Origin of the sequence: Massilia terrae (assembly GCF_024753145.1) — a bacterium.
In the GTDB taxonomy this organism is placed as follows: Bacteria; Pseudomonadota; Gammaproteobacteria; order Burkholderiales; family Burkholderiaceae_D; genus Telluria; species Telluria terrae.
This window is the reverse complement of sequence record NZ_JANUGU010000008.1, coordinates 250021-276195: the sequence shown is the minus strand read 5'-3', so window position 1 is coordinate 276195 and position 26175 is coordinate 250021. Positions and strand designations below refer to the sequence as shown.

25 protein-coding genes are annotated in these 26175 nt (G+C 67.2%); 20 read left to right on the top strand and 5 right to left on the bottom strand.

Annotation, left to right across the window (positions count from 1 at the left end):
- The 3 genes from NX778_RS20940 to NX778_RS20930 form a co-directional block, all read right to left on the bottom strand.
- Window positions 1-204, bottom strand: a 204-nt coding sequence (locus NX778_RS20940) for a hypothetical protein (protein WP_258813729.1), incomplete at its 3' end; no start/stop codon positions are given.
- Window positions 205-399: 195 nt separating this feature from the next.
- A complete protein-coding gene (locus tag NX778_RS20935; protein WP_258813728.1) occupies window positions 400-1020 on the bottom strand; it encodes a hypothetical protein in 621 nt (206 codons plus the stop codon).
- 20 nt (window positions 1021-1040) lie between these two features.
- On the bottom strand, window positions 1041-1637 hold the full coding sequence (locus tag NX778_RS20930) for a hypothetical protein (RefSeq protein WP_258813727.1): 597 nt from the start codon (window positions 1635-1637) through the stop codon (window positions 1041-1043).
- A 202-nt stretch (window positions 1638-1839) separates the two neighbouring features.
- Between NX778_RS20930 and NX778_RS20925 the strand changes: the two genes are divergently transcribed.
- From NX778_RS20925 to NX778_RS20905, 5 genes are all read left to right on the top strand, one after another.
- On the top strand, window positions 1840-2553 hold the full coding sequence (locus NX778_RS20925; protein ID WP_258813726.1) for an HAD family hydrolase: 714 nt from the start codon (window positions 1840-1842) through the stop codon (window positions 2551-2553).
- Between the two features lie 60 nt (window positions 2554-2613).
- Window positions 2614-3630: a heat-inducible transcriptional repressor HrcA gene (gene hrcA, locus NX778_RS20920; protein ID WP_258813725.1), complete on the top strand. Its 1017-nt coding sequence runs from the start codon at window positions 2614-2616 to the stop codon at window positions 3628-3630.
- Between the two features lie 78 nt (window positions 3631-3708).
- The gene (locus tag NX778_RS20915) at window positions 3709-4404 is read left to right on the top strand and encodes an RNA polymerase sigma factor (protein WP_258813724.1); all 696 of its coding nucleotides are present in this window, start codon (window positions 3709-3711) and stop codon (window positions 4402-4404) included.
- A 44-nt stretch (window positions 4405-4448) separates the two neighbouring features.
- A complete protein-coding gene (locus NX778_RS20910) occupies window positions 4449-5024 on the top strand; it encodes a ferritin-like domain-containing protein (RefSeq protein WP_258813723.1) in 576 nt (191 codons plus the stop codon).
- Complete coding sequence (locus NX778_RS20905) at window positions 5021-5413, top strand: c-type cytochrome (protein WP_370661358.1); 393 nt, start codon at window positions 5021-5023, stop codon at window positions 5411-5413. The genes NX778_RS20910 and NX778_RS20905 overlap by 4 nt, the downstream gene beginning before the upstream one ends.
- Window positions 5414-5506: 93 nt before the next feature.
- On the opposite strand, the gene fur is transcribed toward NX778_RS20905, so the two are convergent.
- Complete coding sequence (gene fur, locus NX778_RS20900) at window positions 5507-5935, bottom strand: ferric iron uptake transcriptional regulator (protein WP_258813721.1); 429 nt, start codon at window positions 5933-5935, stop codon at window positions 5507-5509.
- A 98-nt stretch (window positions 5936-6033) separates the two neighbouring features.
- Here fur and NX778_RS20895 point away from each other — a divergent pair, with 98 nt between their 5' ends.
- The 3 genes from NX778_RS20895 to NX778_RS20885 are packed head-to-tail and all read left to right on the top strand — an operon-like array spanning window position 6034 to window position 7759.
- Complete coding sequence (locus tag NX778_RS20895) at window positions 6034-6612, top strand: outer membrane protein assembly factor BamE (protein WP_258813719.1); 579 nt, start codon at window positions 6034-6036, stop codon at window positions 6610-6612.
- A gap of 12 nt (window positions 6613-6624) precedes the next feature.
- Window positions 6625-7431: a 4-hydroxy-tetrahydrodipicolinate reductase gene (gene dapB, locus NX778_RS20890; protein WP_258813718.1), complete on the top strand. Its 807-nt coding sequence runs from the start codon at window positions 6625-6627 to the stop codon at window positions 7429-7431.
- A 1-nt stretch (window position 7432) separates the two neighbouring features.
- The gene (locus NX778_RS20885) at window positions 7433-7759 is read left to right on the top strand and encodes a barstar family protein (protein ID WP_258813717.1); all 327 of its coding nucleotides are present in this window, start codon (window positions 7433-7435) and stop codon (window positions 7757-7759) included.
- A 4-nt stretch (window positions 7760-7763) separates the two neighbouring features.
- Here the strand turns inward: NX778_RS20885 and NX778_RS20880 are convergent, their stop codons facing one another.
- Window positions 7764-8378: an apolipoprotein A1/A4/E family protein gene (locus tag NX778_RS20880; RefSeq protein ID WP_258813716.1), complete on the bottom strand. Its 615-nt coding sequence runs from the start codon at window positions 8376-8378 to the stop codon at window positions 7764-7766.
- A gap of 146 nt (window positions 8379-8524) precedes the next feature.
- Between NX778_RS20880 and leuS the strand changes: the two genes are divergently transcribed.
- From leuS to NX778_RS20820, 12 genes are all read left to right on the top strand, one after another.
- Window positions 8525-11161 carry a leucine--tRNA ligase gene (gene leuS / locus NX778_RS20875; protein ID WP_258813715.1) on the top strand — a complete coding sequence of 879 codons (2637 nt, stop codon included), beginning with the start codon at window positions 8525-8527 and terminating at the stop codon, window positions 11159-11161.
- A gap of 3 nt (window positions 11162-11164) precedes the next feature.
- Window positions 11165-11707, top strand: a complete 543-nt coding sequence (locus NX778_RS20870; protein WP_258813714.1) for an LPS-assembly lipoprotein LptE — start codon at window positions 11165-11167, stop codon at window positions 11705-11707.
- Between the two features lie 9 nt (window positions 11708-11716).
- Entirely contained in the window at window positions 11717-12730 is a 1014-nt protein-coding gene (gene holA / locus NX778_RS20865; RefSeq protein WP_258813713.1) for a DNA polymerase III subunit delta, read from the top strand.
- Window positions 12731-12807: 77 nt separating this feature from the next.
- Window positions 12808-14073: a glutamate-5-semialdehyde dehydrogenase gene (locus tag NX778_RS20860; RefSeq protein WP_258813712.1), complete on the top strand. Its 1266-nt coding sequence runs from the start codon at window positions 12808-12810 to the stop codon at window positions 14071-14073.
- A 19-nt stretch (window positions 14074-14092) separates the two neighbouring features.
- Window positions 14093-14503, top strand: a complete 411-nt coding sequence (locus NX778_RS20855) for a CopD family protein (RefSeq protein WP_258813711.1) — start codon at window positions 14093-14095, stop codon at window positions 14501-14503.
- A gap of 160 nt (window positions 14504-14663) precedes the next feature.
- Window positions 14664-15863, top strand: coding sequence for a THUMP domain-containing class I SAM-dependent RNA methyltransferase (locus NX778_RS20850; RefSeq protein WP_441295322.1), 1200 nt, complete (start codon window positions 14664-14666; stop codon window positions 15861-15863).
- Window positions 15864-15866: 3 nt separating this feature from the next.
- Complete coding sequence (locus NX778_RS20845) at window positions 15867-17147, top strand: multidrug effflux MFS transporter (protein WP_258813710.1); 1281 nt, start codon at window positions 15867-15869, stop codon at window positions 17145-17147.
- Between the two features lie 143 nt (window positions 17148-17290).
- On the top strand, window positions 17291-19444 hold the full coding sequence (locus NX778_RS20840) for an HDOD domain-containing protein (RefSeq protein WP_258813709.1): 2154 nt from the start codon (window positions 17291-17293) through the stop codon (window positions 19442-19444).
- Between the two features lie 8 nt (window positions 19445-19452).
- Window positions 19453-21639, top strand: a complete 2187-nt coding sequence (locus NX778_RS20835) for a putative bifunctional diguanylate cyclase/phosphodiesterase (protein ID WP_258813708.1) — start codon at window positions 19453-19455, stop codon at window positions 21637-21639.
- Between the two features lie 3 nt (window positions 21640-21642).
- Window positions 21643-23241, top strand: coding sequence for an SEL1-like repeat protein (locus tag NX778_RS20830; protein ID WP_258813707.1), 1599 nt, complete (start codon window positions 21643-21645; stop codon window positions 23239-23241).
- 88 nt (window positions 23242-23329) lie between these two features.
- Window positions 23330-24562: a putative DNA modification/repair radical SAM protein gene (locus NX778_RS20825; RefSeq protein ID WP_258813706.1), complete on the top strand. Its 1233-nt coding sequence runs from the start codon at window positions 23330-23332 to the stop codon at window positions 24560-24562.
- On the top strand, window positions 24559-26166 hold the full coding sequence (locus NX778_RS20820; protein ID WP_258813705.1) for a UdgX family uracil-DNA binding protein: 1608 nt from the start codon (window positions 24559-24561) through the stop codon (window positions 26164-26166). The genes NX778_RS20825 and NX778_RS20820 overlap by 4 nt, the downstream gene beginning before the upstream one ends.
- Window positions 26167-26175: the final 9 nt, after the last annotated feature.

Genomic DNA, 26175 nt, shown 5'->3' with positions numbered 1-26175 from the left:
CTGCTCGAACTCGCGTGCTTTCATCGTGCGCTCCCAACGTAGCTTCTTGTACGTTGAGATCGTCACGGCAAGGCTGAGTTCAACACTTTTCGGTGACAGAGCCAAAAAAAAAGCCCACCAGACGGCGGGCTTGAAGTCCAATTCTTTTTGAGGAGAGTTGGAGGAGACAGGTGCAGTATGCTGGGTGCCAGCATCGGCGTCCAATTCCAATTCCGAATGCACCCTATCACCAAAGCGAATGCGGTCCCGGCAGGCGAAAAAAAAGCCCACCGTTGGGTGGGCTTGAAGTCCAATTCTTTTTGAGGAGAGTTGGAGGAGACAGATGCAGTATGCTGCGCTACAGCATCTCCGTCCAATTCCCATTCGGAATGCGCGCCATCACGCTCCCGAATACCTGGCTCAGCTCGCCGGGACGCAAGTGACCGCGATGCTGGTCACCGAGGCGTCGCCCATGGTGCCGGCGCCGTTGGCCACGCTGCAGAACAGGCCGGTCGGCTGGGTCAGCACGGTCACGCCGTAGGTGGTGCCGTACACCACCGTGGTCGGCATCGTGAACACGGTCGCGCCACTGGCGGCGGTGAAGGTGCCGCCGGTCGAGCCGTTGGTCAGCACCAGGCCGTCCGCGGTCAGGCCCGAGATGGTGCCGCCGATCAGGAAGGAGTTCATGGTGCACGACACCGGGATGTCGATCGAGGCCAGGCGGCCCGCCGTATCGTGCTGGTACCAGGTGCTGACGGTGCAGGTCTGGTGCGCCGGCTGGGTCGCAACGGTCACGTCATATTCGTCGCCATATTCCAGCTGCTTGGGGAAGCTGAAGGTGGCGGTGGCGTTCGGGTCGGTGGCGATGGTGGCCGCCGGCGCCACCGTGGTGGTCTGGCCGTTGGTGCTCAGCACCAGGCCGTTGTAGACCAGGCCGCTGACATAGCCGCCGACGGTGAAGGTGGCCTTGCCGCCGCCGCAGGCGGCCAGCGTCAGCGCCAGTGCCATCGCCAGCAGGGTGCGCATCGAAATAAACTTCATTACTCGTTCTCCAGGAAAGATCAGTTGGCGGTGGACACGCAGGTGATCGCCACGTTGCTGATGTTGGCGCTGCCCATGGTGCCGCTGCCGTTGGCGATCGAGCAGATGCGCCCGGCCGGCTGGGTCAGCACGGCGTAGCCATAGGGCTGGTCTTCGCCGACCGAGCCGAGCTTGAGGAGGGCGCCGCTGGCGGTATCGGCCGTGACCGGGACCTGGGTGGTGCCGTTGACCAGCACCAGCCCGGTGGCGCCGGCCAGGCCGGACACGGTGGCGTTGACGTCGTGGGTCTTCAGGACGCAGGAGACGATGACGTTGGTCACGTTGAAGGCCGAACGGCCGGACGGATTGGCCACGTCGCAGTGGTCGACGTTCGACGGCACGCTCTTGACGGTCACGTTGTACTGTTCGTCGATGCCGATCAGGTCGTTGAAGTAGAAGGTGCCCGACGCCGTGATCGACATGTCGTGCGCGCCATTGTTCTGCAGGACCAGCGTATCCTTGGTCACGCCGACGACGGTGCCGCCCAGCAGCAGTTGACCGCTGCTGCCGCCGCAGCCGGCCAGGCCCAGTGCGCAGGCGAGCGCGACGGCGCCAGTGCGCAGGTACAAGCTTTTCATAAGTTCTCCAAAAATCGGACAAGGGCCAGGCGCGATACCAGCCTGGGCCGGCGCCTGCGTAGACAAATAGCCGTCATTTTAGAGCATTTGGCAATCGGCTGAACCATTGACCTTTGTATCTCCATGTAACGGCCGGGCCGGCATTGCGTTTCGGGGCCGCCCTCGCTATGCTGGAATGGCCCACCTTTCCCATCCAGCAGCAATGAAAACCACCCGCCGGGCCTGGCCCAAGGCCATCCTGTTCGACCTGGACGACACCCTGTGGCCGATCGCGCCGGTGATCATCCAGGCCGAGGAAACCCTGCATGCCTGGCTGGCCACCCACGCGCCCCGCGTGGCCCAGCAGTTCACCATCGAGATGCTGCGCCAGGCGCGCCTGTCGCTGCTGGCGCGCAAGCCCGAGTTCAGGTACGACCTGGGCGCCCTGCGCCGCGCCGGCCTGGTCGAGGCCTTCGCCAAGGCCGGCGAGGATCCGGTCAAGGTCGAGCAGGCGATGACCGAGTTCTTTGCCGCGCGCAATGCCGTGATTCCCTTCGACGACGTGCTGCCCGGCCTGCTGCGGCTGAAGGGCAGGGTGCTGGTCGGCTCGATTTCGAATGGCAACGCCGACCTGCAGACGATCGGCCTGTCCAACCATTTCAAGGTGTCCATCGCCGCCCACCAGCTCGGCTGCGCCAAGCCGGATACGGCCATTTTCCACGCCGCCTGCGCGGAGCTGGGCGTGGCGCCGGAAGACGCCGTGTATGTCGGCGACGACGTGCTGCTCGACGTCCAGGGCGCCCAGCGCGCCGGCATGCGCGCGGTGTGGATGAACCGCACCGGCTCGACCGCCCACCTGGAGCACGAGGTGGTGCCGGACGCCATGGTCAGCAATTTCCACGAGCTGGTCGAGTGGCTGCAGCGCGAGCACGGCTGACTGCACAGTACGCGAGCGAACGTGCATAATAGGAGCGGATCCCCGTGCCGCCCAGCGAACATGCAACTCGATAACCGTGCCCAAACCCTGCTCAAAGCCCTGGTCGAGCGTTATATCGCCGACGGCCAGCCGGTCGGCTCGCGCGCGTTGTCCAGGATCTCCGGGCTCGACCTGTCGCCCGCCACCATCCGCAACATCATGGCCGACCTGGAGGAAATGGGCTACGTCGCCAGCCCCCACACCTCGGCCGGCCGGGTGCCGACCCCGCGCGGCTACCGCCTGTTCGTCGACACCCTGCTCACGGTCCAGCACCTCGACGAGCACAGCGTGGAAGCGCGCATGCGCCTGCCCGCGCACCAGCCGCAGAAGGTGATCGCCAACGCGGCCCAGATGCTGTCCTCGCTGTCGCAGTTCGCCGGCGTGGTGCAGAGCCCGCGGCGCGAATCGGCGTTCCAGCAGATCGAATTCCTGCGCCTGTCCGAAAAGCGCATCCTGCTGGTCATCGTCGACCCGCGCGGCGACGTCCAGAACCGCCTGCTGCTGACCGACGTCGACTACAGCCCCAGCCAGTTGACCGAATCGGCCAATTACCTCAACCACCATTTCGCCGGCCTGTCCTTCGACCAGGTGCGCTCCCGCCTCACCGGCGAGCTGCGCCAGCTGCGCGACGACATCGGGCGCCTGATGCAGGCCGCGGTCGAGGCCGGCAGCGAGGCGATGGCCGAGAGCGACGAGATGGTCATCGCCGGCGAGCGCAACCTGCTGTCGGTGGCCGACCTGTCCTCCAACATGAGCTCGCTGCGCCAGATGTTCGAGATGTTCGAGCAGAAGACCGGCCTGATGCAGCTGCTGGACGTGTCGAGCAAGGCCGGCGGGGTCCAGATCTTCATCGGCGGCGAATCGCACCTGGTGCCGCTGGACGAGATGAGCGTGGTCACCGCGCCCTACGAGGTCAACGGCCGCATCGTCGGCACCCTGGGCGTGATCGGCCCCACCCGCATGGCCTACGAGCGGGTGATCCCGATCGTCGACATCACCGCCAAGCTGCTGTCCAACGCGCTCAGCCACTCGCCCTGAAATAATTGTCGGACGTGGGAACGCCGCGCCCGCGGCCGCCATCTAATGCCGCACAACGACGAAAAAGGGGAGAGCGCCATGCAGCAGACTGCCGCTATACAGCCGGCACTGGCCATCGCCAGCGACGCCGAGCTGGCCCTGCGCGTGGGCGCCGGCGACCCGCACGCCTTCACCCTGCTGATGCGGCGCCACAACCGCCTGCTGTTCCGCGCCGCCCGCAGCATCCTGCGCGACGACGCCGAGGCCGAGGATGCGGTGCAGGATGCCTACCTGCAGGCCTACCGCGGCATCAAGCAGTTCCGTGGCGATGCGCGCCTGTCCACCTGGCTGACCCGGATCGTGGTCAACGAGGCCATCGCGCGCTCGCGCAAGCGCCACCGCGAGGCCGAGGTGACGCCGCTGTACGCCGACCCCGGCCTGCAGCCCACCGACGCGGAGGACCGTATGGATGACGACACCCCGGAATACGGCGCCATGCGCGCCGAAGCCCGCGTCCTGATCGAACGCTCGCTCGACGAGCTGCCGGATGCCTTCCGCACCGTGTTCATGCTGCGCGCCGTCGAGGAGCTGAGCGGCGAGGAAGTCGCCGCCGTGCTCGGCATCCCGGAAGCGACGGTGCGCTCGCGCTTCTTCCGCGCCCGCGCCCTGCTGAGGGCAAAGCTCGAAACCGAATTCGGCGTCGCCCTCGGCGATGCATTCTCATTCGATGGCCAGCGCTGCGACCGGATCGTGGCCGCGGTGCTGGCCCGGATCGGCCCGCCCGGTAGCGGCTGACCGTTCTTTCCACCCGCACCACCTTACAACTAACGGAGGTTCACATGTCTTTCCTGATCCAGTCGGGAGAGCCGGCCGTGCTACGCCCGCGCCGTCTCTTCCTGGGCCAATCCGGCCTGCTGCTGTCCGGCGCCGCGGTCGCGCTGCTGGCCGGGCGCGATGCGCTCGCCGCCAAGGAGGGCGCCGGCGGCAACGATGTCCGCATCCTCAACACCGCCCTGTCGGCCGAGCTGGAGGCGATCGCCGCCTACCAGCTGGGTGCCGACAGCGGCCTGCTGCAAAAGCCGGTGAAGGAGCTGGCGCTGACCTTCCAGGGCCAGCACCGCGAGCACGCCGACACCCTGGCCGGCGCCATCAAGAAGCTGGGCGGCACGCCCAACAAGGCCAAGGATAAATACGATTTCCCGACCGCGACCCTGAAATCCCAGGCCGATGTGCTGCGCTTCGCCGCCAAGCTGGAGCAGGGCGCCGTCAGCGCCTACCTGGGCGCGGTGCCGCTGTTCCAGAACCGCGACCTGTCGCACGCCGCCGCCAGCATCCTCGGCGACGAGGCGATGCACTGGGCCATCCTGCGCAATGCGCTGGGCGAGCCGCCGGTGCCGTCGGCCTTCGTGAGCTGAGCATGGGCGCCGCACGCTGGTGGCTGGCGGCGCTGGTACTGGCCGCGTCGCACGCCGCCGCGGCGCCCGGCCAGCGCCTGCAGAAACAGGGCGAGCAGGTGTACGAGCGCTGCCAGGCCTGCCACTCGCTGGAGACCGACCGCACCGGGCCGCGCCACTGCGGCCTGTTCGGCCGGCGCGCCGGCAGCGTGCCCGGGTTCGCCTATTCGGACGCGATGAAGCATGCCGACATCGTCTGGACCGCGCGCACGCTGGACCGCTTCCTGGCCAATCCGGCCAAGATGGTGCCGGGCACGACGATGACCTATGCCGGCGTGACCGATGCGGGCGAACGCAAGGCCTTGATCGCGTACCTGCAGCAGGCGGCGCGTTGCAAGCCGCAACATTAATCTCGAAAAGAAAAGAGAACGTCGTTCCCGCGCACGCGGGAACGACGGTAAAAAACTATCAGAGCTAAGCTAAGCGGCTGCCGGCACCAGGCATCAATGCCGATGCGGGCAGTTTTCCTTGGTGCAGTTGCCGTAGATGGCCAAGGCATGCTCGGCGATGCGGAAACCGCGCTCGACCGCGATGCGCTGCTGGCGCTTTTCGATCTCCTCGTCCACGAATTCCTCCACATGCCCGCAGTCCAGGCATACCAAATGGTCGTGGTGGGTGCCCGCGTTCAGCTCGTAGATTGCCTTGCCCGTCTCGAAGTGGTTGCGGTTGAGCAGCCCAGCCTGCTCGAACTGGGTCAGCACCCGGTACACGGTCGCCAGGCCCACGTCCATGTTCTCCGCCAGCAGGATCTTGTAGACATCTTCCGCCGTCAAATGCCGAACCTCGCTGTTCTGGAAAATCTCCAGGATCTTCAAGCGCGGCAGCGTGGCTTTCAGCCCGCTGGCCTTCAGGTCGGTTGGGTTATGACTCATGTTTTGACTCGTGAATGGGCAGAGTGCTTTATGATATAGCGTTTTGGAGCCCTTGCTCAAACGTTTTGAGGACCCGTATGCGCGTCAAGATTGCTGTAATGAACCGTTTCCGTGCCCGTGCGGCGCTCGCCGGCGCCCTGGCATGCGCGCTGGCGCTGTCCGGCTGCGCGTCGTGGCGCAGCCAGCCGGCCGTGACCACGCCAGCACCGGACACCGTGGCTGCCGATGCCAGCAAGTCGGCCGCGATCGCCAACGCCGGCGCGCAGACCACCAAGGCCACCAAGCTGCAGAAATTCCTGTGGATCTTTACGCCCTATCGTCCGGACATTCAGCAAGGTAACTTCGTGTCGCAGGAAATGCTCGACCAGCTCAAGGCCGGCATGACGCGCGACCAGGTCAAGTTCGTGCTCGGCACGCCGATGCTGTCCGATATCTTCCACGAGAACCGCTGGGACTACCCGTTCTACCTGGCGCGCGGCAATGGCGAGCTGACCACCAGCCGCGTCACCGTCTACTTCAAGGACAACAAGGTCGACCACTGGGACGGCGGCCACCTGCCGTCCGAGAAGGACTACATCAGCCGCATCGCCGGCACCGAGGCCGCACCGGTCCCGGACGAGCAGAAGTCGCTCGAGGACGTGCGTCGTCCGAAGGACAAGGACAAGGGCGGCGAATAAGGAGCGGATGCGATGACTTTGCGAATTGCGATTGCGGGCGCCAGCGGGCGCATGGGCCATATGCTGATCGAGGCGGTGCAGGCCGCGCCTGACCTGACCCTGGCGGGTGCGCTCGACCGCGTGGGCAGCCCCGCCATCGGCACCGACGCCGGCGCCTTTTCCGGCCAGCCGGCCGGCGTCGTCATCCAGTCCGACCTGGACAAGGGCCTGGCGGGCGTCGACGTGCTGATCGACTTCACCCGTCCGGAAGGCACGCTGCACCACCTGGAATACTGCGCCGCCCACGGCATCAAGATGGTGATCGGCACCACCGGCTTCGACGAGGCCGGCAAGGCCGCGATCCGCGCGGCCGCCGCCAGGACCGCCATCATGTTCGCGCCGAACATGAGCGTGGGCGTGAACGTGACCCTCAAGCTGCTGGAAATGGCGGCCAAGAACTTCGCCGAGGGCTACGACATCGAGATCATCGAGGCCCACCACCGCCACAAGGTGGACGCGCCGTCCGGCACCGCGCTGAAGATGGGCGAGGTGATCGCCGACGCGCTGGGCCGCGACCTGAAGGAATGCGCGGTGTATGGCCGCGAGGGCGTGACCGGGGCGCGCGATCCGTCCACCATCGGCTTCGCCACCATCCGCGGCGGCGATATCGTGGGCGACCACACCGTGCTGTTCGCCGGCATCGGCGAGCGCATCGAGATCAGCCACAAGTCCAGCAGCCGCGTCAGCTACGCGCAGGGCTCGCTGCGCGCCGCCCGCTACCTGGCGGACAAGCGCACCGGCCTGTACGACATGCAGGACGTGCTGGGCTTGAAGGACTGAGATGGCGACCGCGGAACTGAACGGCGCCGCCATCGTCGACGAGGCCAGCTTCCACGCCGAATGCAAGCGCGCATTCGGCTTTCCGGATTCCTACCAGGCGACGATGGATGCCTTCGTCGACTGCCTGAGCTATCTGCGCGACGAGGACGGCATGTCCACCTTCCGCCTCGGCGACGACGAGGTGCTGGAGATCGTCGTCAAGGATTCCGGCGCTCTGCGCGAGCGCGCGCCGGACATCCTCGAAGAAATGGCCTTCTGCATCATCGGCATCAACGAGCGTTACGAGGACTACGGCGAGAAGCCGGCGCTGGAGCTGGTGCTGGGCTGAGCGGCTACCGAAAATAGCCCTGGGCGAGGATGGCAATGGCCAGCGCAATGATGATCGCGTTGCTCAAACGCATCCGTTTGATTTCCGCCTCCAACTTCTCGAATCGTGTATCGATCCTCGCTTCCAACTTCTCGAATCGGGTATCGATCCACGCTTCTACCTTCTCGAATCGGGTATTGACCCTCGCTTCCAACTTCTCGAACCGGGTATTGACCCTCGCTTCCAACTTCTCGAACCGGACATTGACCCTCGCTTCCAACTTCTCGAACCGGGCATTGACCCTCGCTTCCAATTCTGCAAGCGCGGTTCTCAGTCGCGACTCTGCCTCGGCGATCTTGGTCCGTAGTCGCGCCTCTGCTTCGGCGATCATGGTCTGTAATCGTGCCTCTGCTTCGGCGATCTCGGCCCGTAGTCGCACCTCTACTCCAGCGATTTCGACACGCAATTGAACCTCGGACGCGGCGATGGCCGCGGTCACCGCTTCTTTCACTTTCTGCAACTGGGCGTAATTGTCCAAAACCTTGACCAGCGCGCCGGCATGCACCTCCGCTTGCTCGCTCGGAACGCCGGCTTCTTCAAGCTGGTGCACGTACTGCATTGGATTGAATGGGCTGTTCATAACCATTTGACAGCCGAATCCCATGACAGTTCATCTTCAGTCCGGCTTTTTCGCTTCGCTCGCTGCGTCCGCCGCCGCCACGCCGCACTGCAAGATGAACTTGTATAATGTCCCGTTCCACCCCTTTTTTTGCCCGCAGAAACGTCATGCAAGAGAAATATAGTCCCGCCGAGGTTGAACAGGCTGCCCAGGCCCACTGGAAATCGATCGATGCCTACAAGGCCGTTGAAAACGATCCGCGTTTCCCGAAAGGCAAGTATTACGCCTGCTCGATGCTGCCTTACCCGTCGGGCAAGCTGCACATGGGCCACGTGCGCAACTATACGATCAACGACGTGATGTACCGCTACCTGCGGATGAACGGCTACAACGTGCTGATGCCGATGGGCTGGGACGCCTTCGGCATGCCGGCCGAGAACGCCGCGATGGCGAACGGCGTGCCGCCGGCCGAGTGGACCTATTCCAACATCGCCCACATGCGCAAGCAGATGGAGTCGATGGGCCTGGCGATCGACTGGTCGCGCGAGATGACCGCCTGCAAGCCGGAATACTACAAGTGGAACCAGTGGATGTTCCTCAAGATGCTCGAGAAGGGCATCATCTACCAGAAGACCGGCACCGTGAACTGGGACCCGATCGACCAGACCGTGCTGGCCAACGAACAGGTGGTGGACGGCCGCGGCTGGCGCTCGGGCGCGCTGATCGAGAAGCGCGAGATCCCGATGTACTACGTGCGCATCACCGAGTACGCGGACGAGCTGCTGGACTACGTCGAGCACAAGCTGCCCGGCTGGCCGGAGCGCGTGCGCGTGATGCAGGCCAACTGGATCGGCAAGTCGACCGGCGTGCGCTTCGCCTTCCCGCACGTGATCATGGACGAGCAGGGTGAGCTGATCAACGAGGGCAAGCTGTACGTCTTCACCACCCGCGCCGACACCATCATGGGCGTGACCTTCTGCGCCGTGGCGCCGGAACACGCGCTGGCCCAGTACGCCGCGCGCAGCAATCCGGAACTGGCCGCCTTCATCGCCGAGTGCAAGAAGGGCAGCGTGATCGAAGCCGACATGGCGACGATGGAGAAGAAGGGCATGCCGACCGGCCTGACCGTCACCCATCCGATCTCGGGCGAGCAGGTCCCGGTCTGGGTCGGCAACTACGTGCTGATCACCTACGGCGACGGCGCCGTGATGGGCGTGCCGGGCCACGACGAGCGCGACTTCGCCTTCGCCAAGAAATACGAGCTGCCGATCAAGCAGGTGGTAGCAAGCGAGGGCGAGACTTTCTCGCTCGACGCCTGGCAGGAGTGGTACGGCGCCAAGGACAACATCAAGGTCATCAACTCGGGCAAGTACGACGGCCTCGATTACACCGGCGCCGTCAACGCGGTCGCGGGCGACGTCGCCGGCATGGGCCTGGGTGACAAGAAGGTCACCTTCCGCCTGCGCGACTGGGGCATCTCGCGCCAGCGCTACTGGGGCACGCCGATCCCGATGATCCACTGCGCCGATTGCGGTTCGGTCCCGGTGCCCGAGCAGGACCTGCCGGTGGTGCTGCCCGAGGACCTGGTCCCGGACGGCACCGGCAACCCGCTGGGCAAGGACGAGCGCTTCCTCAAGTGCGACTGCCCGAAGTGCGGCAAGCCGGCGCGCCGCGAGACCGACACGATGGATACCTTCATCGACTCGTCCTGGTACTACATGCGCTACACCTCGCCGGGCTCGAACGATGCGATGGTCGACAAGGCCCGCAACGACTACTGGATGCCGATGGACCAGTACATCGGCGGCATCGAGCACGCCGTCATGCACCTGCTGTACGCGCGCTTCTGGACCAAGGTGATGCGCGACTTCGGCCTGGTGAGCTTCGACGAGCCCTTCGTCAACCTGCTCACCCAGGGCATGGTGCTCAACGAGACCTACTACCGCGAAGACGCGTCGGGCAAGAAGACCTGGTACAACCCGGCCGACGTCGAGCTGTCGCTGGATGACAAGGGCCGTCCGGTGTCGGCGCTGCTGAAGGAAGACGGCCAGCCGGTGCAGATCGGCGGCACCGAGAAGATGTCGAAGTCGAAGAACAACGGCATCGACCCGCAGGCCCAGATCGAGCAGTACGGCGCCGACACCGCGCGCCTGTTCACCATGTTCGCCTCGCCGCCGGAGCAGACCCTGGAATGGTCGAACAGCGGCGTCGAAGGCGCCAGCCGCTTCCTGCGCCGCGTGTGGGCCTACGCCTATGCACAGCGCGAGCGCGTGGCGGCAAGCCTGGCCGCCGCGCCGCAGTCGAACTACAGCGACGCGCAGAAGGAAGTGCGGCGCGAAGTGCACAAGGTGCTGCAGCAGGCCGACTATGACCTCAAGCGCATCCAGTACAACACCGTCGTCTCGGCCTGCATGAAGATGCTCAACACGCTGGAGTCGGCCAAGCTCGAAACAGGCGCTGGCGGCGACGCGGTCGTGGCCGAAGGCCTGTCGATCTTCCTGCGCCTCCTGAACCCGGTCGCGCCGCACATCACGCACGCGCTGTGGAAGGACCTCGGCTACGCCGGCGACATCCTCGACGCGCCGTGGCCACAGGTCGACGCCGCTGCGCTGGAGCAGAGCGAGATCGAGCTGATGATCCAGGTGAACGGCAAGCTGCGCGGCTCGGTCAAGGTGCCCAAGGCCGCCGACAAGGCCACGATCGAAGCGGCCGCGCTGGCGTCCGAAGCGGTGCAGAAGTTCGTGGAAGGCACGCCGAAGAAAGTCATCGTCGTGCCCGGCAAACTCGTCAACATCGTGGTGTAAACCATGCGCGCAACCCGTCTGAATCTCATGCGCGCCTTCGCGGCGCTCGTCATCGTGACGCTGCTGGCGGGTTGCGGCTTCAAGCTGCGCGGCTCGAACGGCAGCTACCGCATGCCCTTCCACACCATCTTCCTCGGCGTGCCGGATACTTCCGCGCTCGGTACGGAACTGAAGCGCAACCTGCGCGCGGCCGACGACGTGGTGGTGCTGGACAAGGCCGAGGGCGCCGATGTGCAGCTGGTGGTGATCAGCGAAACGCGCGGCCGCCAGATCCTCTCGCTGAACAACCTGGGCCGGGTGCGCGAATACCTGCTCACCTACACCTTCAATTTCCGTGTGATGGATGCGAAAGGCGCCGAGCTGTTGCCGGCGACCGAGATCACCCTCAAGCGCAGCATGGAGTTCAACGAGCAGGAAGTGCTGGCCAAGGAAGCGGAAGCGAACCTGCTGTACCGCGACATGCAGAGCGACCTGGTGCAGCAGATCCTGCGCCGCCTGGCCGCGATGAAGGCGCCGGCGCCGCAGGCCTCGGTGCCGGCCAAATAAAGGAGCACGATGCAGCTGCGGCCTGAAGCGCTCGAACCCCATCTCGCGAAGGGACTGGCGCCGCTGTACGTGATCACCAGCGACGAGCACCTGCTGGCGCTGGAGGCCGCCGACCGCATTCGCAAAACGGCGCGCGCACAGGGCTACTCCGAGCGCGACGTGCTCACCGTGGAGCGTACCTTCAAGTGGGGCGAGCTGCTGGCCGCGAACCAGGCGCTGTCCCTGTTCGGCGACAAGAAGCTGATCGAACTGCGCATCCCGAGCGGCAAGCCGGGCAAGGACGGCAGCGCCGCGCTGCAGAACTACGTCAAGGACCTCAGTCCCGACAACCTGACCCTGATCACGCTGCCCAAGCTGGACTGGCAGACCGCCAAGTCCTCGTGGGTGGCGAGCCTGCAGCAGGCCGCGGTGTACATCGAGATCCCGAATGTGGAGCGCGCCCAGCTGCCGGGCTGGATCGGCATGCGGCTGCAGCAGCAGGGGCAGGGCGTGGACCGCCAGGGCCTGGACTTCATCGCCGACCGGGTCGAGGGCAACCTGCTGGCGGCGCACCAGGAAATCCAGAAGCTCGGGCTGTTGTACGAGCCGGGCAAGCTCAGTTTCGAGCAGGTGCACGACGCCGTGATGAACGTGGCGCGCTACGACGTGTTCAAGCTGTCGGAGGCGATGCTGGGCGGGGACGCCGCGCGCCTGACCCGCATGCTCGAGGGCCTGAAGGGCGAGGGCGAGGCGCTGCCGCTGGTATTGTGGGCCGTCGCCGAAGAAATCCGCACGCTGCTAAAATTGAAAGCCGGGATGGCGCAAGGGCGGCCGCTTCCCGTGCTGCTGAAGGAATACCGCATCTGGGGCCCGCGCGAGCGCATGATGGAACCGGCGCTGCGGCGCGTGTCCCTGCCCACGCTGGAACGCGCGCTGCAGGACGCGGCGCAGGTCGACAAGATGGTCAAGGGCCTGCGCAGCAAGCAGTTCGGCGGCGATGCGTGGGATGCGATGCTGCAGCTCGCGCTCAAAGTCGCCCGTTGAATTCGTCATCCCGGCGCAGGCCGGGATCCATGCTGAGTTTGCGGCCAAGCGGCTCGCAAGACTGAATAGAGTACACGATGGACATCACCCAACACATGCACCACCTCGGCCGCCAGGCGCGCACCGCCTCGCGCGCGATGGCGCGTGCCAGCACCGCCACCCGCAACCGCGCCCTGCACCTGATCGCCGACGCCATCGAGCGCGACGCCGAGGCGCTGAAGACCGCCAACCAGCAGGACCTCGACGCCGCGCTGGCCGCCGGCCTGTCCCCGGCGCTGCTCGACCGCCTGGCGCTGTCCGACAAGGCCATCGCGACCATGGTCGACGGCCTGCGCCAGATCGCCACGCTGCCCGACCCGATCGGCGAAATCAGCAATATGAAGGTGCGCCCGAGCGGCATCCAGGTCGGCCAGATGCGCGTGCCGCTGGGCGTCATCGGCATCATCTACGAAGCGCGTCCCAACGTGACGGTGGACGCGGCCGGCCTGTGCATCAAGAGCGGCAATGCCACCATCCTGCGCGGCGGCTCCGAAGCCATCCACTGCAACCGCGCGCTGGCCAAGCTGGTCGCCGAAGGCCTGGCCGGCGCCGGCCTGCCCGCGCACGGCGTGCAGGTGGTCGAGACCACCGACCGCGCCGCCGTCGGCGCCATGATCACCATGCCGGAATACGTCGACGTCATCGTCCCGCGCGGCGGCAAGGGCCTGATCGAGCGCCTGATGAAGGAGGCCACGGTCCCGATGATCAAGCACCTGGACGGCATCTGCCACGTCTACATCGACAGCAAGGCCGATATCGCCAAGGCCCTGCGCATCGCGATGAACGCCAAGACCCACCGCTACGGCACCTGCAACACGATGGAGACCCTGCTGGTCGCGCGCGACATCGCGCCCGTGGTGCTGCCGCAGCTGGCCGAGCTGTACGCGCAGAAGCAGGTCGAGCTGCGCGCCGATCCGGCGTCGCACGCCATCCTGCGCGGCTACCCGCACCTGGTCGAGGCGGTGGAGGAAGACTGGCGCACCGAATACCTCGCGCCGATCCTGTCGGTGAAGGTCGTCGCCGGCATCGACGAGGCCATGGACCACATCAACACCTATTCGTCCAAGCACACCGAAGCCATCGTCACCGAAGACTACAGCGAGGCGATGCGCTTCCTGCGCGAAGTGGATTCGGCCTCGGTGATGGTCAATGCGTCCACGCGCTTCGCCGACGGCTTCGAGTACGGGCTGGGCGCGGAGATCGGCATCTCCAACGACAAGCTGCACGCGCGCGGGCCGGTTGGCCTGGAAGGACTGACCTCACTGAAGTACGTGGTGTTCGGCCACGGCGAAGTACGCGAATAACAAAAGAAGAAAGCCACGCATGCTCTGGATAAAAGCCTTCCACATCGTCTTCATCGCCTCCTGGTTCGCCGGCCTGTTCTACCTGCCGCGCATCTTCGTCAACCTGGCGCAGGAAACCGACCACGCGGCGACCGAGCGGCTGCTGGGCATGGCGCGGCGGCTGTATCGCTTCACCACCATGCTGGCGGTGCCGGCGGTGCTGCTGGGCGTGTGGCTGTGGCTTGGCTACGGTTTCAAGGGCGGCTGGCTGCATGCCAAGCTGGCGCTGGTGATCCTGGTGATCGGCTACCATCACGCCTGCGGATCGCTGCTGAAGAAGTTCGAGAATGGGCAGAACCAGCGCAGCCACAAGTGGTTCCGCTACTTCAACGAAGTGCCGGTGCTGCTGCTGATCGCGATTGTCGTTCTCGTCGTAGTCAAGCCTTTCTAAGCGCTGCAAGTAATACCGTCGTCCCGGCGCAGGCCGGGACCCATGCTGGGCGTGCCGGTAAGTCAACGGTAGCTCGGTAGCATACGTTCCATGGGTCCCGGCCTGCGCCGGGACGACGTGGGAACGCATTTGAATTCCACAACGGACAAAGGGACCACCGATGACCTCTTATTTTTGCCCATGCCCGCGCGGCATGGAAGCCGCACTGGCCGAGGAACTGGCCGAAATCACCCAGCAATCCACCACGCTCAAGGTGCACAACCAGGTGCCCGGCGGCGTGCACTGCTCCGGTTCGCTGCATGACGCCTACCGCATCAACCTCCACTCGCGCATCGCCTCTCGCGTGCTGATGCGTATCGGGATGTCGAGCTACGCCAACGAGAACGACATCTACGACCTCGTGCTCGACCAGCGCTGGGAACAGTGGTTCGGCTGGGAGCAGACCATCCGGGTCGACCTCACCGCCGTCAAGTCGCCGCTGAAGAGCCTCGAATTCACCACGCTGAAGATCAAGGACGCCGTGTGCGACCGCTTCCGCGACCAGTTCGGCAAGCGCCCCTCGGTCAACACCCGCACGCCCGACATGCGCATCTTCGGCTTCCTCGACCAGCGCAACTTCACCATCTACCTCGACACCTCGGGCGAAGCGCTGTTCAAGCGCGGCTGGCGCGAGGAGACTGGCGACGCGCCGCTGCGCGAGAACCTGGCCGCGGGCCTGCTGCGCGTGGCCGGCTGGAAGCCCGGCGTGCCGCTGTTCGACCCGATGTGCGGCTCCGGCACCATCCTGGTCGAAGCCGCGCAGATGGTGCAGGGCATTCCGCCCGGCGCGCGCCGTCGCTTCGCCTTCGAAAAATTCCGCGGCTTCGACCACGACGCCTGGCAGGCCATCAAGGCCGAGGTCAAGCCGAATCCGCTGCCGGCCGAGCCGACCATCTTCGGCTCCGACATCTCGGGCGACATGGTCGCGATGACGCGCCAGAACCTGCGCCGCGCCGGCATCCTGTTCGAGGTGCCGCTCAAGCAGATCGAGGCGCAGCAGGTGCAGCCGCCGACCGAGCAGCCTGGCCTCCTGGTCACCAACCCGCCCTACGGCGAGCGGATCGGCGTGCGCGGCGACTCCACCATGCCGCAGGACGAAATGGCGAACCAGTTCTATTCCAGCTTCGGCACCACGCTCAAGCAGCGCTTCGCCGGCTGGACCGCCTTCCTGTTCACGGCCGACCTGTCCCTGCCCAAGCTCCTGCGCCTGAAGGAAGCGCGCAAGACCCCGTTCTTCAACGGCGCGCTCGAATGCCGCCTGTTCCGCTTCGACATGGTGGCGGGTTTCAACCGTCGCGAGGAAGCTCTTCCCAAATCCTGATTTATGCTTCCAACCGAACCGCCCAACCTGCCGAAAGACCCGGTCACCCCGATCCCGCTGCCGACCCCGCACAAGGTCACCATGCTGACCGCCGGCGGTCTGGCCGCGCTGCTGGCCAGCCTGTCGATGCTGGGACCGTTCTCGATCGACGCCTACCTGCCGGCCTTCCCGCGCATCGAGGCGACCCTGCACGCCACGCCGCTCGAGGTGCAGCAGACCATCACCGCCTACATGCTGGCCTTTGCCGGCATGGTGCTGTGGCACGGCGCGCTGTCCGACGCCTTCGGCCGCCGCAATGTCATCCTGACCGCGCTGGTGGTGTTCGCGATCGGCACCTTCGGCTGCGCCGCCGCGCATTCGGTCAGCTACCTGTGGGTGTTCCGGATCATGCAGGGCGTGTCGGCCGGCGCCGGCGTGGTGGTGGGGCGCGCCATCATCCGCGACCTGTATGCCGATGCGGCGGCGGTGCGGCTGCTGTCGATGGTGACCATGATCTTCTCGATCGCGCCCGCCATCGCCCCGGTGCTGGGCGGCTGGATCGTCACCCTGTTCGACTGGCGCGCGATCTTCCTCGCGCTGTTCGCCTACACCGTGGTGCTGTGGTGGGTCTGCTGGCAGCACCTGCCGGAGACCATTCCGGTCGAACGGCGCCAGCCCTTCAACCCGCGCTTCCTCGCGCACAGCTACGGCGCCATCTTCAGCTCCTTCCTGTTCCACATGAAGGCGGCGGTGGTCGCGCTCAACTTCGGCGGCCTGTTCCTGTTTATCGCGGCCGCGCCGGTGCTGATGCCGGTGCACCTGCACCTGGGCCCGTCGCAGTTCGCCTGGCTGTTCATCCCCTCGGTGTCGGGCATCTTCCTGGGCGCGCTGGTGGCCAACCGCATGGCTGGCAAGATGACGTACGCGCGCCAGATCGGCATCGGCTTCGCGCTGATGCTGGCCGCGGTCAGCTTCAACGTCGGCTACCACCTGCTGTACCCGCCGGCGCTGCCGTGGACCGTGCTGCCGATGTTCTTCTTCACCTTCGGCAGCTCGATCATCGCGCCGGGCGCCACCCTGCTCGCGCTCGACCTGTTCCCGCACATCCGCGGCACCGTGGCCTCCTGCCAGTCCTTCGTGTCGACCCTGATGGGCGCGATCGTGGCCGGGGTGATCTCGCCGGCGCTGTCGCACTCGGTGCTGGCGCTGGCGCTGGGCCAGGCCGCTTTCGCGCTGGCGGCGCTGGCGTGCTGGCTGGTGTCGCGCTGGTACCGGGTCCGGCTGGCCCAGCGCGGCGTGGTGTAAACCACACAACGTGGCGCACGCGAGACTAAAGTTGTGTAGAGAGTTATAGCAGGTGTATATATGCTAAGATAAAGTATTTCAAAGGGGAAACAGACGATGCAACACTCGTCCAGACCCCGCACCCAAGGCTGCCGGCACGAGACATGCACCAACCCGAACAGGACATCCGCAATCGCTTGCTGGTCGCGCGTCTGCCGGCCATGCCGCAGATCCTGATCAAGCTGATCGGGCATCTGCAGGCCGACGACCTGGGCATGCCGGAGCTGGCGGCCCTGATCGCGCAGGATGCAGGCATGACCGGCAAGGTGTTGGCGGTGGCCAACAGCTCGGCCTACCACCGCGGCATCCGCAGCGCCAACCTCGAGCAGTCGCTGGTCTCGCTCGGCACCGACATGATCAAGACGCTGGTGATCAGCGAGTCGGTATTCCAGACCTTTAACAACTTCCCCCATTCCGGCAGCACCGACCTGCGCGCGTTCTGGAAGAATTCGCTGACGGCGGCGGTGCTCGCGCGCGAGCTGGCGCGCCGCACCGGCTATGCCCAGCTCGAGGAAGCCTACCTGGCCGGCCTGCTGCACAACGTCGGCCGCCTCGCGCTGCTGGCCACCGCGCCGCGCGAATACGCCTACAACTTCACCGCGCGTGACGACGAGGACCTGTGCGCGGTGGAGCAGCGCACCTTGGAGATCACCCACGCCGAAGCCGGCGCCTGGCTGATCGAGCGCTGGCAGCTGGATTCCTTCCTGGCCGACTCGGTGCTGTACCACCACGAACCGTCGGCGCGGCTGGAAGCTGCCCATCCCCTGATCCGCATCGTGCGCGCGGCGCACCTGGTGGCGGCGCATGGCGACAATCCCGAGGCGATCCTGGAAGCGGCGGCCCTGTGCGGGCTGGAGCGCGCCGACCTCGACGAACTGCGCCTGAATACCGAGCGCCAGGTCGGCAAGTCGGCCGACCACCTCGGCATCGACCTGGCCGGCGCCGACGACATCCCGAGTCCGCCGGCCCAGGCGGCGCCGCCGCTCGACCCGGTGGCGCAGCGCCTGTCCGAAGAGATGCGCAACCTGGTGCTGGTGTCCGAGATCGGCCAGGCCTTCGCGCGCCAGCAGGGCGAGTCCGGCCTGCTCGAATCGATGGTGCGCTCGGCGCGCATGCTGTTCGACTTCGAGAATGCGCTGGTGCTGCTGGAGAATCCCACCGGCCAGGCGCTGGTCGGCGCGCCGTCCGGCGGCGCCCAGCGGGTGTCCGAATTCTCGATCCCGCTGGCCACCGGCGGGGTGGTGGCGCACAGCGCGCTGGCGCGCCAGACCGCCTTCGTGCGGCGCGACGACCAGGCGCTCGGCCTGGCCGAAGAGCAGCTGCTGCGCATGCTGGGCAGCGAGAGCATGGTGTGCGTGCCGCTGGTGGCGGGCGCGCGCTGCCTCGGGGTGCTGGTCGGCGGCCTGCCGGCCTGGCAGGTGAACGCCATCCGCAAGCGCGAGCACTTCCTGAAGTCGTTCGGCGGCCAGGCCGCCAGCGCGCTGGAAAACGCGCTGTCCGAGCGCGGCCACGCGCGGCGCCAGCTGGCCCAGGTGGCCGAGGAATACCGCGAAGCCTCGCGCCGCGTGGTGCACGAGGTGAACAACCCGCTGTCGATCATCAAGAACTACCTGTCGGTGCTGGACGAGAAGCTGGCGCGCCAGGAGCCGGTGAGCGGCGAGATGTCGATCCTGAACGAGGAGATCGACCGCGTCGGCCAGCTGATCAACAGCCTGCCCGACCTCAAGCCGACCGGCGCCGGCGCCGAATCCGTGGCGGTGGCGCGCCTCGCCAGCGACGTGGTGCGCCTGTTCCGCACCACCGGCTTCCTGCCGCCCAACGTCGACGTCACGCTGGCGGTGCAGGACGACGCCCGCATCGAAGGCGATGCCGACATGCTCAAGCAGGTGCTGGTCAACCTGGTCAAGAACGCGATCGAGGCGCTGGCCGGCAACGGCGGCCGGATCGACATCACCAGCCGCGGCCTGGTCAACCGCGACCGCAAGCTGTACGTCGAACTGGCCGTGGCCGACAGCGGCCCCGGCCTGCCGCGCGAAGTGCTGGCCAACCTGTTCGCGGCCGTGAAGAGCACCAAGGACGGCGACCACCACGGCCTGGGCCTGTCGATCGTGCACAGCCTGGTCAAGAAACTGCAGGGCCATATCGCCTGCCGCAGCGGCAGCACCGGCACCGCCTTTGAAATCCTGCTGCCCGCCGCGAGTGCCGGCAGCACCGGCGCAACGCCTGCCTTGCCGGCGCGCGTGCTCGGCTCCGCATAAGAATGAACATGGACCAGAATCCCGCCAGCGCCGCCCCGTTCGACGCCGATATGCAGCCACGCCTGCTGCTGGTCGACGACGAGCCCCGCCTGCTGGCGTCGCTGTACGAACTGCTCAAGGACCGCGGCTTCCAGCTGGTCACCGCCAGCTGCGGCGCCGACGCCGTGGCGCACCTGTCGCGCATGCACTTCGACCTGGTGCTGCTCGACCTGCGCCTGCCCGACATCGGCGGCCACGAGATCATGGACTTCATCAATGCCAAGGGCATCGATGCGGACGTGATCGTGATGAGCGGCGAAGTCGGCATCGACGCCGCCATCGGCGCACTCAAGCGCGGCGCCTACGACTACCTGCGCAAGCCCTATAGCCGCGAAGAGCTGCTCAAGACCGTGGCCAACGCGCTGGCCCAGCGCCGCCTGAAGGTGGAGAACGCGCGCATCGCGCAGCAGCTGGAGAATTCCGAGAAGCTGTACCGCTACCTGGTCGACAGCTCGCCCGACATCATCTACACCCTCAACCACGAGGGCCGCTTCACCTTCGTCAATGACCGTGCCACCCAGCTCCTGGGCTACACGCGCGAAGAGCTGATCGGACGCCACTACTCGATGGTGGTGCACGATGAAGACCAGGAGCGCGCGCGCTATGTGTTCAACGAGCGCCGCACCGACGACCGCGCCTCGCGCAACGTCGAGCTGCGCCTGAAGTGCAACACCGGCAACGGCCACGAGCGCACCTTCAACAACACCGTGATGACGATCGCGCTCAACTCGATCGGCATGCACGTGCCCGAGCAGGACGTGAAGAAGCTGGAGTTCTTCGGCACCTACGGCGTGGCGCGCGACATCACCGACCGCAAGCGCGCCGAAGAGCTGATCTCCTACCAGGCCTACCACGACATCCTGACCGACCTGCCGAACCGGATCCTGTTCAAGGACCGCCTCGGCCTGGCCCTGATCCAGGCCAAGCGCAAGGGCAGCGAGCTGGCCGTGATGTTCATCGACCTCGACCGCTTCAAGCTGGTCAACGACACGCTCGGCCACGTCAAGGGCGACGAGCTGCTGCAGCAGGCCGCGCTGCGCCTGAAGGAATGCCTGCGCCGCGGCGACACGCTGGCGCGCCAGGGCGGCGACGAATTCACCATCGTGCTGCCCGAGCTGCGCGACCGCCGGGACGCCTGCATGGTGGCCGACAAATTCCTCGAATGCCTGCACCAGCCCTTCGACCTCGATGGCCACCAGGTGCACATCTCGGCCTCGATCGGCATCGCGATCTATCCGGGCGACGGCGAGACCATCGACGAGCTGCTGCGCCACGCCGACATCGCGATGTACCAGGTCAAGGCGGTCGGCAAGAACGGCCACAGCTTCTACCACGCCTCGATGCAGGACGTGTCGACCCAGAAGATCGAGCTGGAACGCAGCCTGCGCCAGGCCCTCGACCACGACGAGCTGGAGATGTACTACCAGCCGCAGGTCGACGTGGTCACCGGCCGCATCATCGGCGTCGAAGGCCTGATGCGCTGGAACCACCCGCAGCGCGGCGTGCTGACCCCAAGTTCCTTCCTGCCGTTCGCCGAGGAGAACGGGCTGATGCTGCCGATCTCGGACTGGATGATCGGCGCGCTGTGCCGCGACATGATCCAGTGGGATGCGGCCACCAGCCAGCCGGTCAAGCTGTCGCTCAACCTGTCGCCGCAATACCTCGACCGCGGCGACTTCTTCGAGAAGATGCGCAGCGCGCTGGCGCGCCACGGCATCGCGCCGGGCCGGATCGAAGTCGAGATCACCGAGAACATCTGCATCCGCAATCCGCAGCACGCGATCGACCAGCTGCACAAGCTGTGCCAGCTCGGGGTCTCGGTCGCGATCGACGACTTCGGCACCGGCTACTCGTCGCTGTCCTACCTGCACCGCTTCCCGATCCATGCGATCAAGATCGACCAGTCCTTCGTCAAGGAGATCCATGACGAGATGAGCCACTATCCGGTGATCCTGGCGATCATCTCGATCGCGCGCGGGCTGGGCATGAACCTGATCGCGGAAGGGGTCGAGACCGAGCCGCAGGCGCGCTACCTGCAGGCCAACGGCTGCACCACGATGCAGGGCTACCTGTACTACCGGCCGATCCCGCTGGCCGAATTCATCGCCGCGCTGCGCGCGCAGGTCGGCGGCGCCGTGGTCGCGATCCAGGCCTGAGCCATGGTCGCAGCGGTCAGCCTCCATCCGCACCACCCGTCGGCCCGCCCGAGCGCCGAGTTCCTGCGCATGCGCGCGCTGGCCGAGGGCGGCAACGCCAACGCCCAGCACACGCTCGGCTTCATGTACGTGAACGGGCAGGGCGTCGAGCAGGACTTCGAGCGCGCGGTGTCGTGGTACCGCCAGGCGGCGGCGTCCGGCCTGCCGCAGGCCCAGTACAACCTGGGCATGATGTACCAGAAGGGCCAGGGCGTGGCCCAGGACTGCCAGCAGGCCCTGTACTGGTACGGCTGCGCGGCCGGCCAGGGCTATGCGGCGGCCCAGTACAACCTGGGCTGGATGTACGCCAAGGGCCTGGGCGTGGCGGCCGACGCGGCGCAGGCGCTGCAATGGTTCGACCTGGCCGCCGCCCAGGGCGACGCCAACGCCCAGCACAACCTGGGCATGATGTACGAAGGCGGCAAGGGCGTGGCGCAGGACCTGGCGCAGGCCGTGCACTGGTACCGCCGCGCCGCCGAGCAGGGCCACGCGCGGGCCCAGTTCAGCCTCGCCCTGCGCTGCGACAGCGGGCAGGGCGCGGCGCGCGATGCGCAGGCCGCGGTCGGCTGGTTCCGCAAGGCCGCCGAGCAGGGTTATGCGCCGGCCCAGTTCAACCTCGCGCTCCGTTACGACAAGGGCGTCGACGTCGAGCAGGACAGCGCGCAGGCGGTGCGCTGGTACGAGCGCGCGGCCGAGCAAGGCCACGCCAGCTCGCAGTTCAACCTGGCCCTGATCCACGACAGCGGCCACGGCGTGCCGCGCGACGAGGCCCTGGCGCTGGCCTGGTTCCGCAAGGCGGCCGAACAGGGCCACGCCGGCGCCCAGGACGCGCTCGGCCTGCGCTACGAAAATGGCCAGGGCGTGGCCCAGGATTACGCGCAGGCGCTGCACTGGTATCGCCAGGCCGCGGCCCAGCACCTGCCGGGCGCACAGTACCACCTGGCGCAGCTGGTCGAGGCCGGGCACGGCATGCCGGCCGATCCGGCCGGGGCGATCGCGTGGTACGCGAAGGCGGCCGAGCAGGGCTACCTGCGCGCCCAGTTCGACCTCGGCCTGCGCTACGAACACGGGACGGGCGTGGCGCAGGATGCGGCGCTTGCGCTGCACTGGTACCGCCGCGCCGCCGCCCAGGAATACGCGCCGGCCCAGTACATGGTCGGCGTGCTGCTCGACCGCATCGACGACGGCCGCGCCGATCCGGCTGAAGCAGTCGCCTGGTACCGCAAGGCCGCCGACCAGGGCCACGCGCTGGCCCAGTTCGCGCTGGGGCTGCGCTACGACTGCGGCGGCGCCGGCATCGAACGCGACTACCGGCAGGCCCACCACTGGTACCTGTGCGCGGCGCGCCAGGGCCATGGCCGCGCCCAGTTCAACGTCGGCGTGATGTATGCGTCCGGCCAGGGCGCGCCGCGCGACCTGGTGCGCGCCTATGCCTGGCTGCAGAACGCCAGCCAGGGCGGCGAAGCGGGCGCCGCCGGCTACCTGCGGCGCGTCGAAGCGCGCATGGAGCCGGCGCTGCTGGAGCAGGTGCGCCAGCACGTGGCCGGGCTGCCGCAAGCCTGACCGTCCCCTGTTGCGCGCGCGCCGCAGCCGTGCGCCGGGGCCGCCACCGCCGGTATATACTGTACGCATATACAGTATTTACCGCATCATGAACCTCACCGACAAGCTCGAAATCCTCGCGGACGCGGCCAAGTACGATGCTTCCTGCGCCAGCAGCGGCGCGCCGCGGCGCGATTCGGCCGGCGCGGTCGGCGGCATCGGCGCCACCAATGGCATGGGCATCTGCCACAGCTATACGCCGGACGGGCGCTGCGTGTCGCTGCTCAAGATCCTGCTGACCAATTTCTGCATCTACGACTGCCAGTACTGCGTCAACCGGCGCAGCTCCAATGTGCCGCGCGCCCGCTTTTCGGTGGACGAAGTGGTCCGCCTCACGCATGAGTTTTACCTGCGCAATTACATCGACGGCCTGTTCCTCAGTTCCGGCATCATCCGCTCGGCCGACTACACCATGGAACAGCTGGTCGCGGTGGCGCGCCGCCTGCGCGAGGTGCACCAGTTCCGCGGCTACATCCACCTCAAGACCATCCCGGACGCCGACCCCGCCTTGATCGAGCAGGCCGGGCGCTACGCGGACCGGCTGTCGGTCAATATCGAGCTGCCGACGCAGGACAGCGTGGCCCGCCTCGCGCCGGAAAAAAGCGTGCGCACCATCAAGCTGGCGATGGGCGCGATCCGCCGCCGGCGCGACGAGGCCGAGGCCGAGCCGAAGGCGCCCGCCTTCGCGCCGTCCGGCCAGAGCACGCAGATGATCGTCGGCGCCGATGCCAGCGACGACCACACCATCCTCGGCACCGCGCAAACGCTGTACGGCAGCTACAAGCTCAAGCGCGTGTACTACTCGGCCTTCAGCCCGATCCCGCACAGTCCCGGCAGCGTGCCGTCGGCGCCGCCGCCGCTGCTGCGCGAGCACCGGCTGTACCAGGCGGACTTCCTGCTGCGCGGCTACGGCTTCAGCGCCGGCGAGCTGATGCCGCAGCCCGGCAACCTGGCGCTCGACGTCGATCCCAAGCTGGCGTGGGCGCTGGTCAACCGCGCCCAGTTCCCGCTCGACCTGAACCGGGCCGACGCCGCGCTGCTGCCGCGCGTGCCCGGCATCGGCATCAGGAATGCCAGGCGGCTGGTGGAGCTGCGCCGCCTGCGCCGCATCCGCTGGGAAGATCTGTCGCGCCTGCGATGCGGACTGAGGAAGCTGGCGCCCTTCGTCATCACCGCCGACTACCGGCCGCCGCAGGCCGAGGCGCCGTCCGAGCTGCTGCGCCGCCACCTGGCCGATGCGCCGCGCCAGCTGGACCTGTGGCCGGAGCTGCAGGCCGCATGAACGCGCCCGCGCCCGGCGGCGCCGCGCAGCCGCCGCCGGTCCACACCTTCGCCGCCTGGCGCGAAGCGGCGCGCGAACTGCTGCGCCAGGGCGTGCCGCCGGAAGCGGTGCACTGGGCCGCGCCGGCGGCCGACCTGTTCTCGGGTGCGCCAGCGGCGCCGGCGTCACCGCATGATGCGGGCATGCCAGCGCCCGCCGCGCCACAGCCGCAGTTGGCGCGGCAGCCGCAGCAGCCGCAACAGGCGCAGCAGGCACAGTCGGCGCTGCAGCAGTCGGAGGCCCAGCTGGCGCCGCCGCCGTCGCATTCGCCGCAGCCGCCAGCGCAGCCGCGCCAGCCGCCCGCGTTTTCGCTGCAGTTGCCGCGCTCGCTGATGGACCTGCTGCAGGCCGCGGCCTGCTTCAATGCGCCGGACCGCTGGGCCTTCCTGTACCGGGTCGTGTGGCGCTGGGCGCAGGGCGACCATGCGGTGCAATCAGCGGCCGATCCGGACGGCGCCCGGCTGCACGCGATGGTCAAGGCCGTCCACCGCGAGGAACACGATATGCACGCCTACATCCGCTTCCGCGAACGCCCGGCCGAACTCGGCCCACCGCGCTTCGTCGCCTGGTTCGAACCGCGCCACGCCGTGCTGCCGCAGGTGGCGCAGCACTTCGTCAGCCGCATGGGCAAGGTCAGCTGGATGATCGCCACGCCCGACGCCTCCGTGCTGTGGGACGGCGCCACCTTGCACAACTGCGGCCCGCTGGTCGACAGCGCCGCCGACCTGGTCGACACCGGCGAGGCCCTGTGGCTGACCTATTACCGCAGCATCTTCAATCCCGCGCGCGTCAACGCGCCGCTGCTGTACAGCCACATCCCGGCCCGCTTCTGGAAAGGCCTGCCGGAAGGCGCGCTGGTGCCGCAGCTGCTCAGCCAGGCCGCGCTCGGCGCGCGCCGCACCGGCCAGGCCCAGGCGGTGGCGCGCAAGCCCGGGGCCACCATCCCGATCGCCCCCGAGGACGCGCAGCCGGAGCGCCAGCAACCCTCGACGCTGGAAGACTGCCGCCGCTGCGAGCTGTGGCAGCACGCGACCCAGGCCGTCGGCGGCGAAGGGCCGCGGCGCGCGAAGATCATGCTCGTGGGCGAGCAGCCTGGCGACCAGGAAGACCTGGCCGGCCATCCCTTCGTCGGCCCGGCCGGCAACCTGCTCGACAAGGTGTGCGAGGCGGCCGGCGTCGACCGCCGCACGCTGTACGTCACCAACGCCGTCAAGCATTTCAAGTGGGAGCCGCGCGGCAAGCGCCGCCTGCACAAGACGCCGGCCCAGCGCGAGATCGAGGCCTGCGAATACTGGCTGGAGAAGGAACTGGCCCAGGTCAGGCCGCAGGTGATCGTCGCGCTCGGCACCACGGCGCTCAAGGCGGTGCTCGGCACCAGCCACGTCACGCTCAAGGAGCATATGGGCCACGCCCTGCGCCACGAGGGGCGCTGGGTGGTGACGGTCTACCACCCGTCCTACGTGCTGCGGGTGCCGGACGATACCGCCAGGAAGGCGGCGTTCGCGGCGATGGTCGAGGGCATGAAGATGGCCAAGGGCCTGCTGGACCAGCCGGGCGAAGGCTGACGCGCCGGG

Excerpts from the sequence above, each read along its gene's own strand:
- NX778_RS20935 (WP_258813728.1), bottom strand. The coding sequence starts at position 1,020 with ATGAAGTTTATTTCGATGCGCACCCTGCTGGCGATGGCACTGGCGCTG.
- NX778_RS20930 (WP_258813727.1), bottom strand. The coding sequence starts at position 1,637 with ATGAAAAGCTTGTACCTGCGCACTGGCGCCGTCGCGCTCGCCTGCGCA.
- NX778_RS20925 (WP_258813726.1), top strand. The coding sequence starts at position 1,840 with ATGAAAACCACCCGCCGGGCCTGGCCCAAGGCCATCCTGTTCGACCTG.
- hrcA (WP_258813725.1), top strand. The coding sequence starts at position 2,614 with ATGCAACTCGATAACCGTGCCCAAACCCTGCTCAAAGCCCTGGTCGAG.
- NX778_RS20915 (WP_258813724.1), top strand. The coding sequence starts at position 3,709 with ATGCAGCAGACTGCCGCTATACAGCCGGCACTGGCCATCGCCAGCGAC.
- NX778_RS20910 (WP_258813723.1), top strand. The coding sequence starts at position 4,449 with ATGTCTTTCCTGATCCAGTCGGGAGAGCCGGCCGTGCTACGCCCGCGC.
- fur (WP_258813721.1), bottom strand. The coding sequence starts at position 5,935 with ATGAGTCATAACCCAACCGACCTGAAGGCCAGCGGGCTGAAAGCCACG.
- NX778_RS20895 (WP_258813719.1), top strand. The coding sequence starts at position 6,034 with ATGAACCGTTTCCGTGCCCGTGCGGCGCTCGCCGGCGCCCTGGCATGC.
- dapB (WP_258813718.1), top strand. The coding sequence starts at position 6,625 with ATGACTTTGCGAATTGCGATTGCGGGCGCCAGCGGGCGCATGGGCCAT.
- NX778_RS20885 (WP_258813717.1), top strand. The coding sequence starts at position 7,433 with ATGGCGACCGCGGAACTGAACGGCGCCGCCATCGTCGACGAGGCCAGC.
- NX778_RS20880 (WP_258813716.1), bottom strand. The coding sequence starts at position 8,378 with ATGAACAGCCCATTCAATCCAATGCAGTACGTGCACCAGCTTGAAGAA.
- leuS (WP_258813715.1), top strand. The coding sequence starts at position 8,525 with ATGCAAGAGAAATATAGTCCCGCCGAGGTTGAACAGGCTGCCCAGGCC.
- NX778_RS20870 (WP_258813714.1), top strand. The coding sequence starts at position 11,165 with ATGCGCGCAACCCGTCTGAATCTCATGCGCGCCTTCGCGGCGCTCGTC.
- holA (WP_258813713.1), top strand. The coding sequence starts at position 11,717 with ATGCAGCTGCGGCCTGAAGCGCTCGAACCCCATCTCGCGAAGGGACTG.
- NX778_RS20860 (WP_258813712.1), top strand. The coding sequence starts at position 12,808 with ATGGACATCACCCAACACATGCACCACCTCGGCCGCCAGGCGCGCACC.
- NX778_RS20855 (WP_258813711.1), top strand. The coding sequence starts at position 14,093 with ATGCTCTGGATAAAAGCCTTCCACATCGTCTTCATCGCCTCCTGGTTC.
- NX778_RS20850 (WP_441295322.1), top strand. The coding sequence starts at position 14,664 with ATGACCTCTTATTTTTGCCCATGCCCGCGCGGCATGGAAGCCGCACTG.
- NX778_RS20845 (WP_258813710.1), top strand. The coding sequence starts at position 15,867 with ATGCTTCCAACCGAACCGCCCAACCTGCCGAAAGACCCGGTCACCCCG.
- NX778_RS20840 (WP_258813709.1), top strand. The coding sequence starts at position 17,291 with ATGCACCAACCCGAACAGGACATCCGCAATCGCTTGCTGGTCGCGCGT.
- NX778_RS20835 (WP_258813708.1), top strand. The coding sequence starts at position 19,453 with ATGGACCAGAATCCCGCCAGCGCCGCCCCGTTCGACGCCGATATGCAG.
- NX778_RS20830 (WP_258813707.1), top strand. The coding sequence starts at position 21,643 with ATGGTCGCAGCGGTCAGCCTCCATCCGCACCACCCGTCGGCCCGCCCG.
- NX778_RS20825 (WP_258813706.1), top strand. The coding sequence starts at position 23,330 with ATGAACCTCACCGACAAGCTCGAAATCCTCGCGGACGCGGCCAAGTAC.
- NX778_RS20820 (WP_258813705.1), top strand. The coding sequence starts at position 24,559 with ATGAACGCGCCCGCGCCCGGCGGCGCCGCGCAGCCGCCGCCGGTCCAC.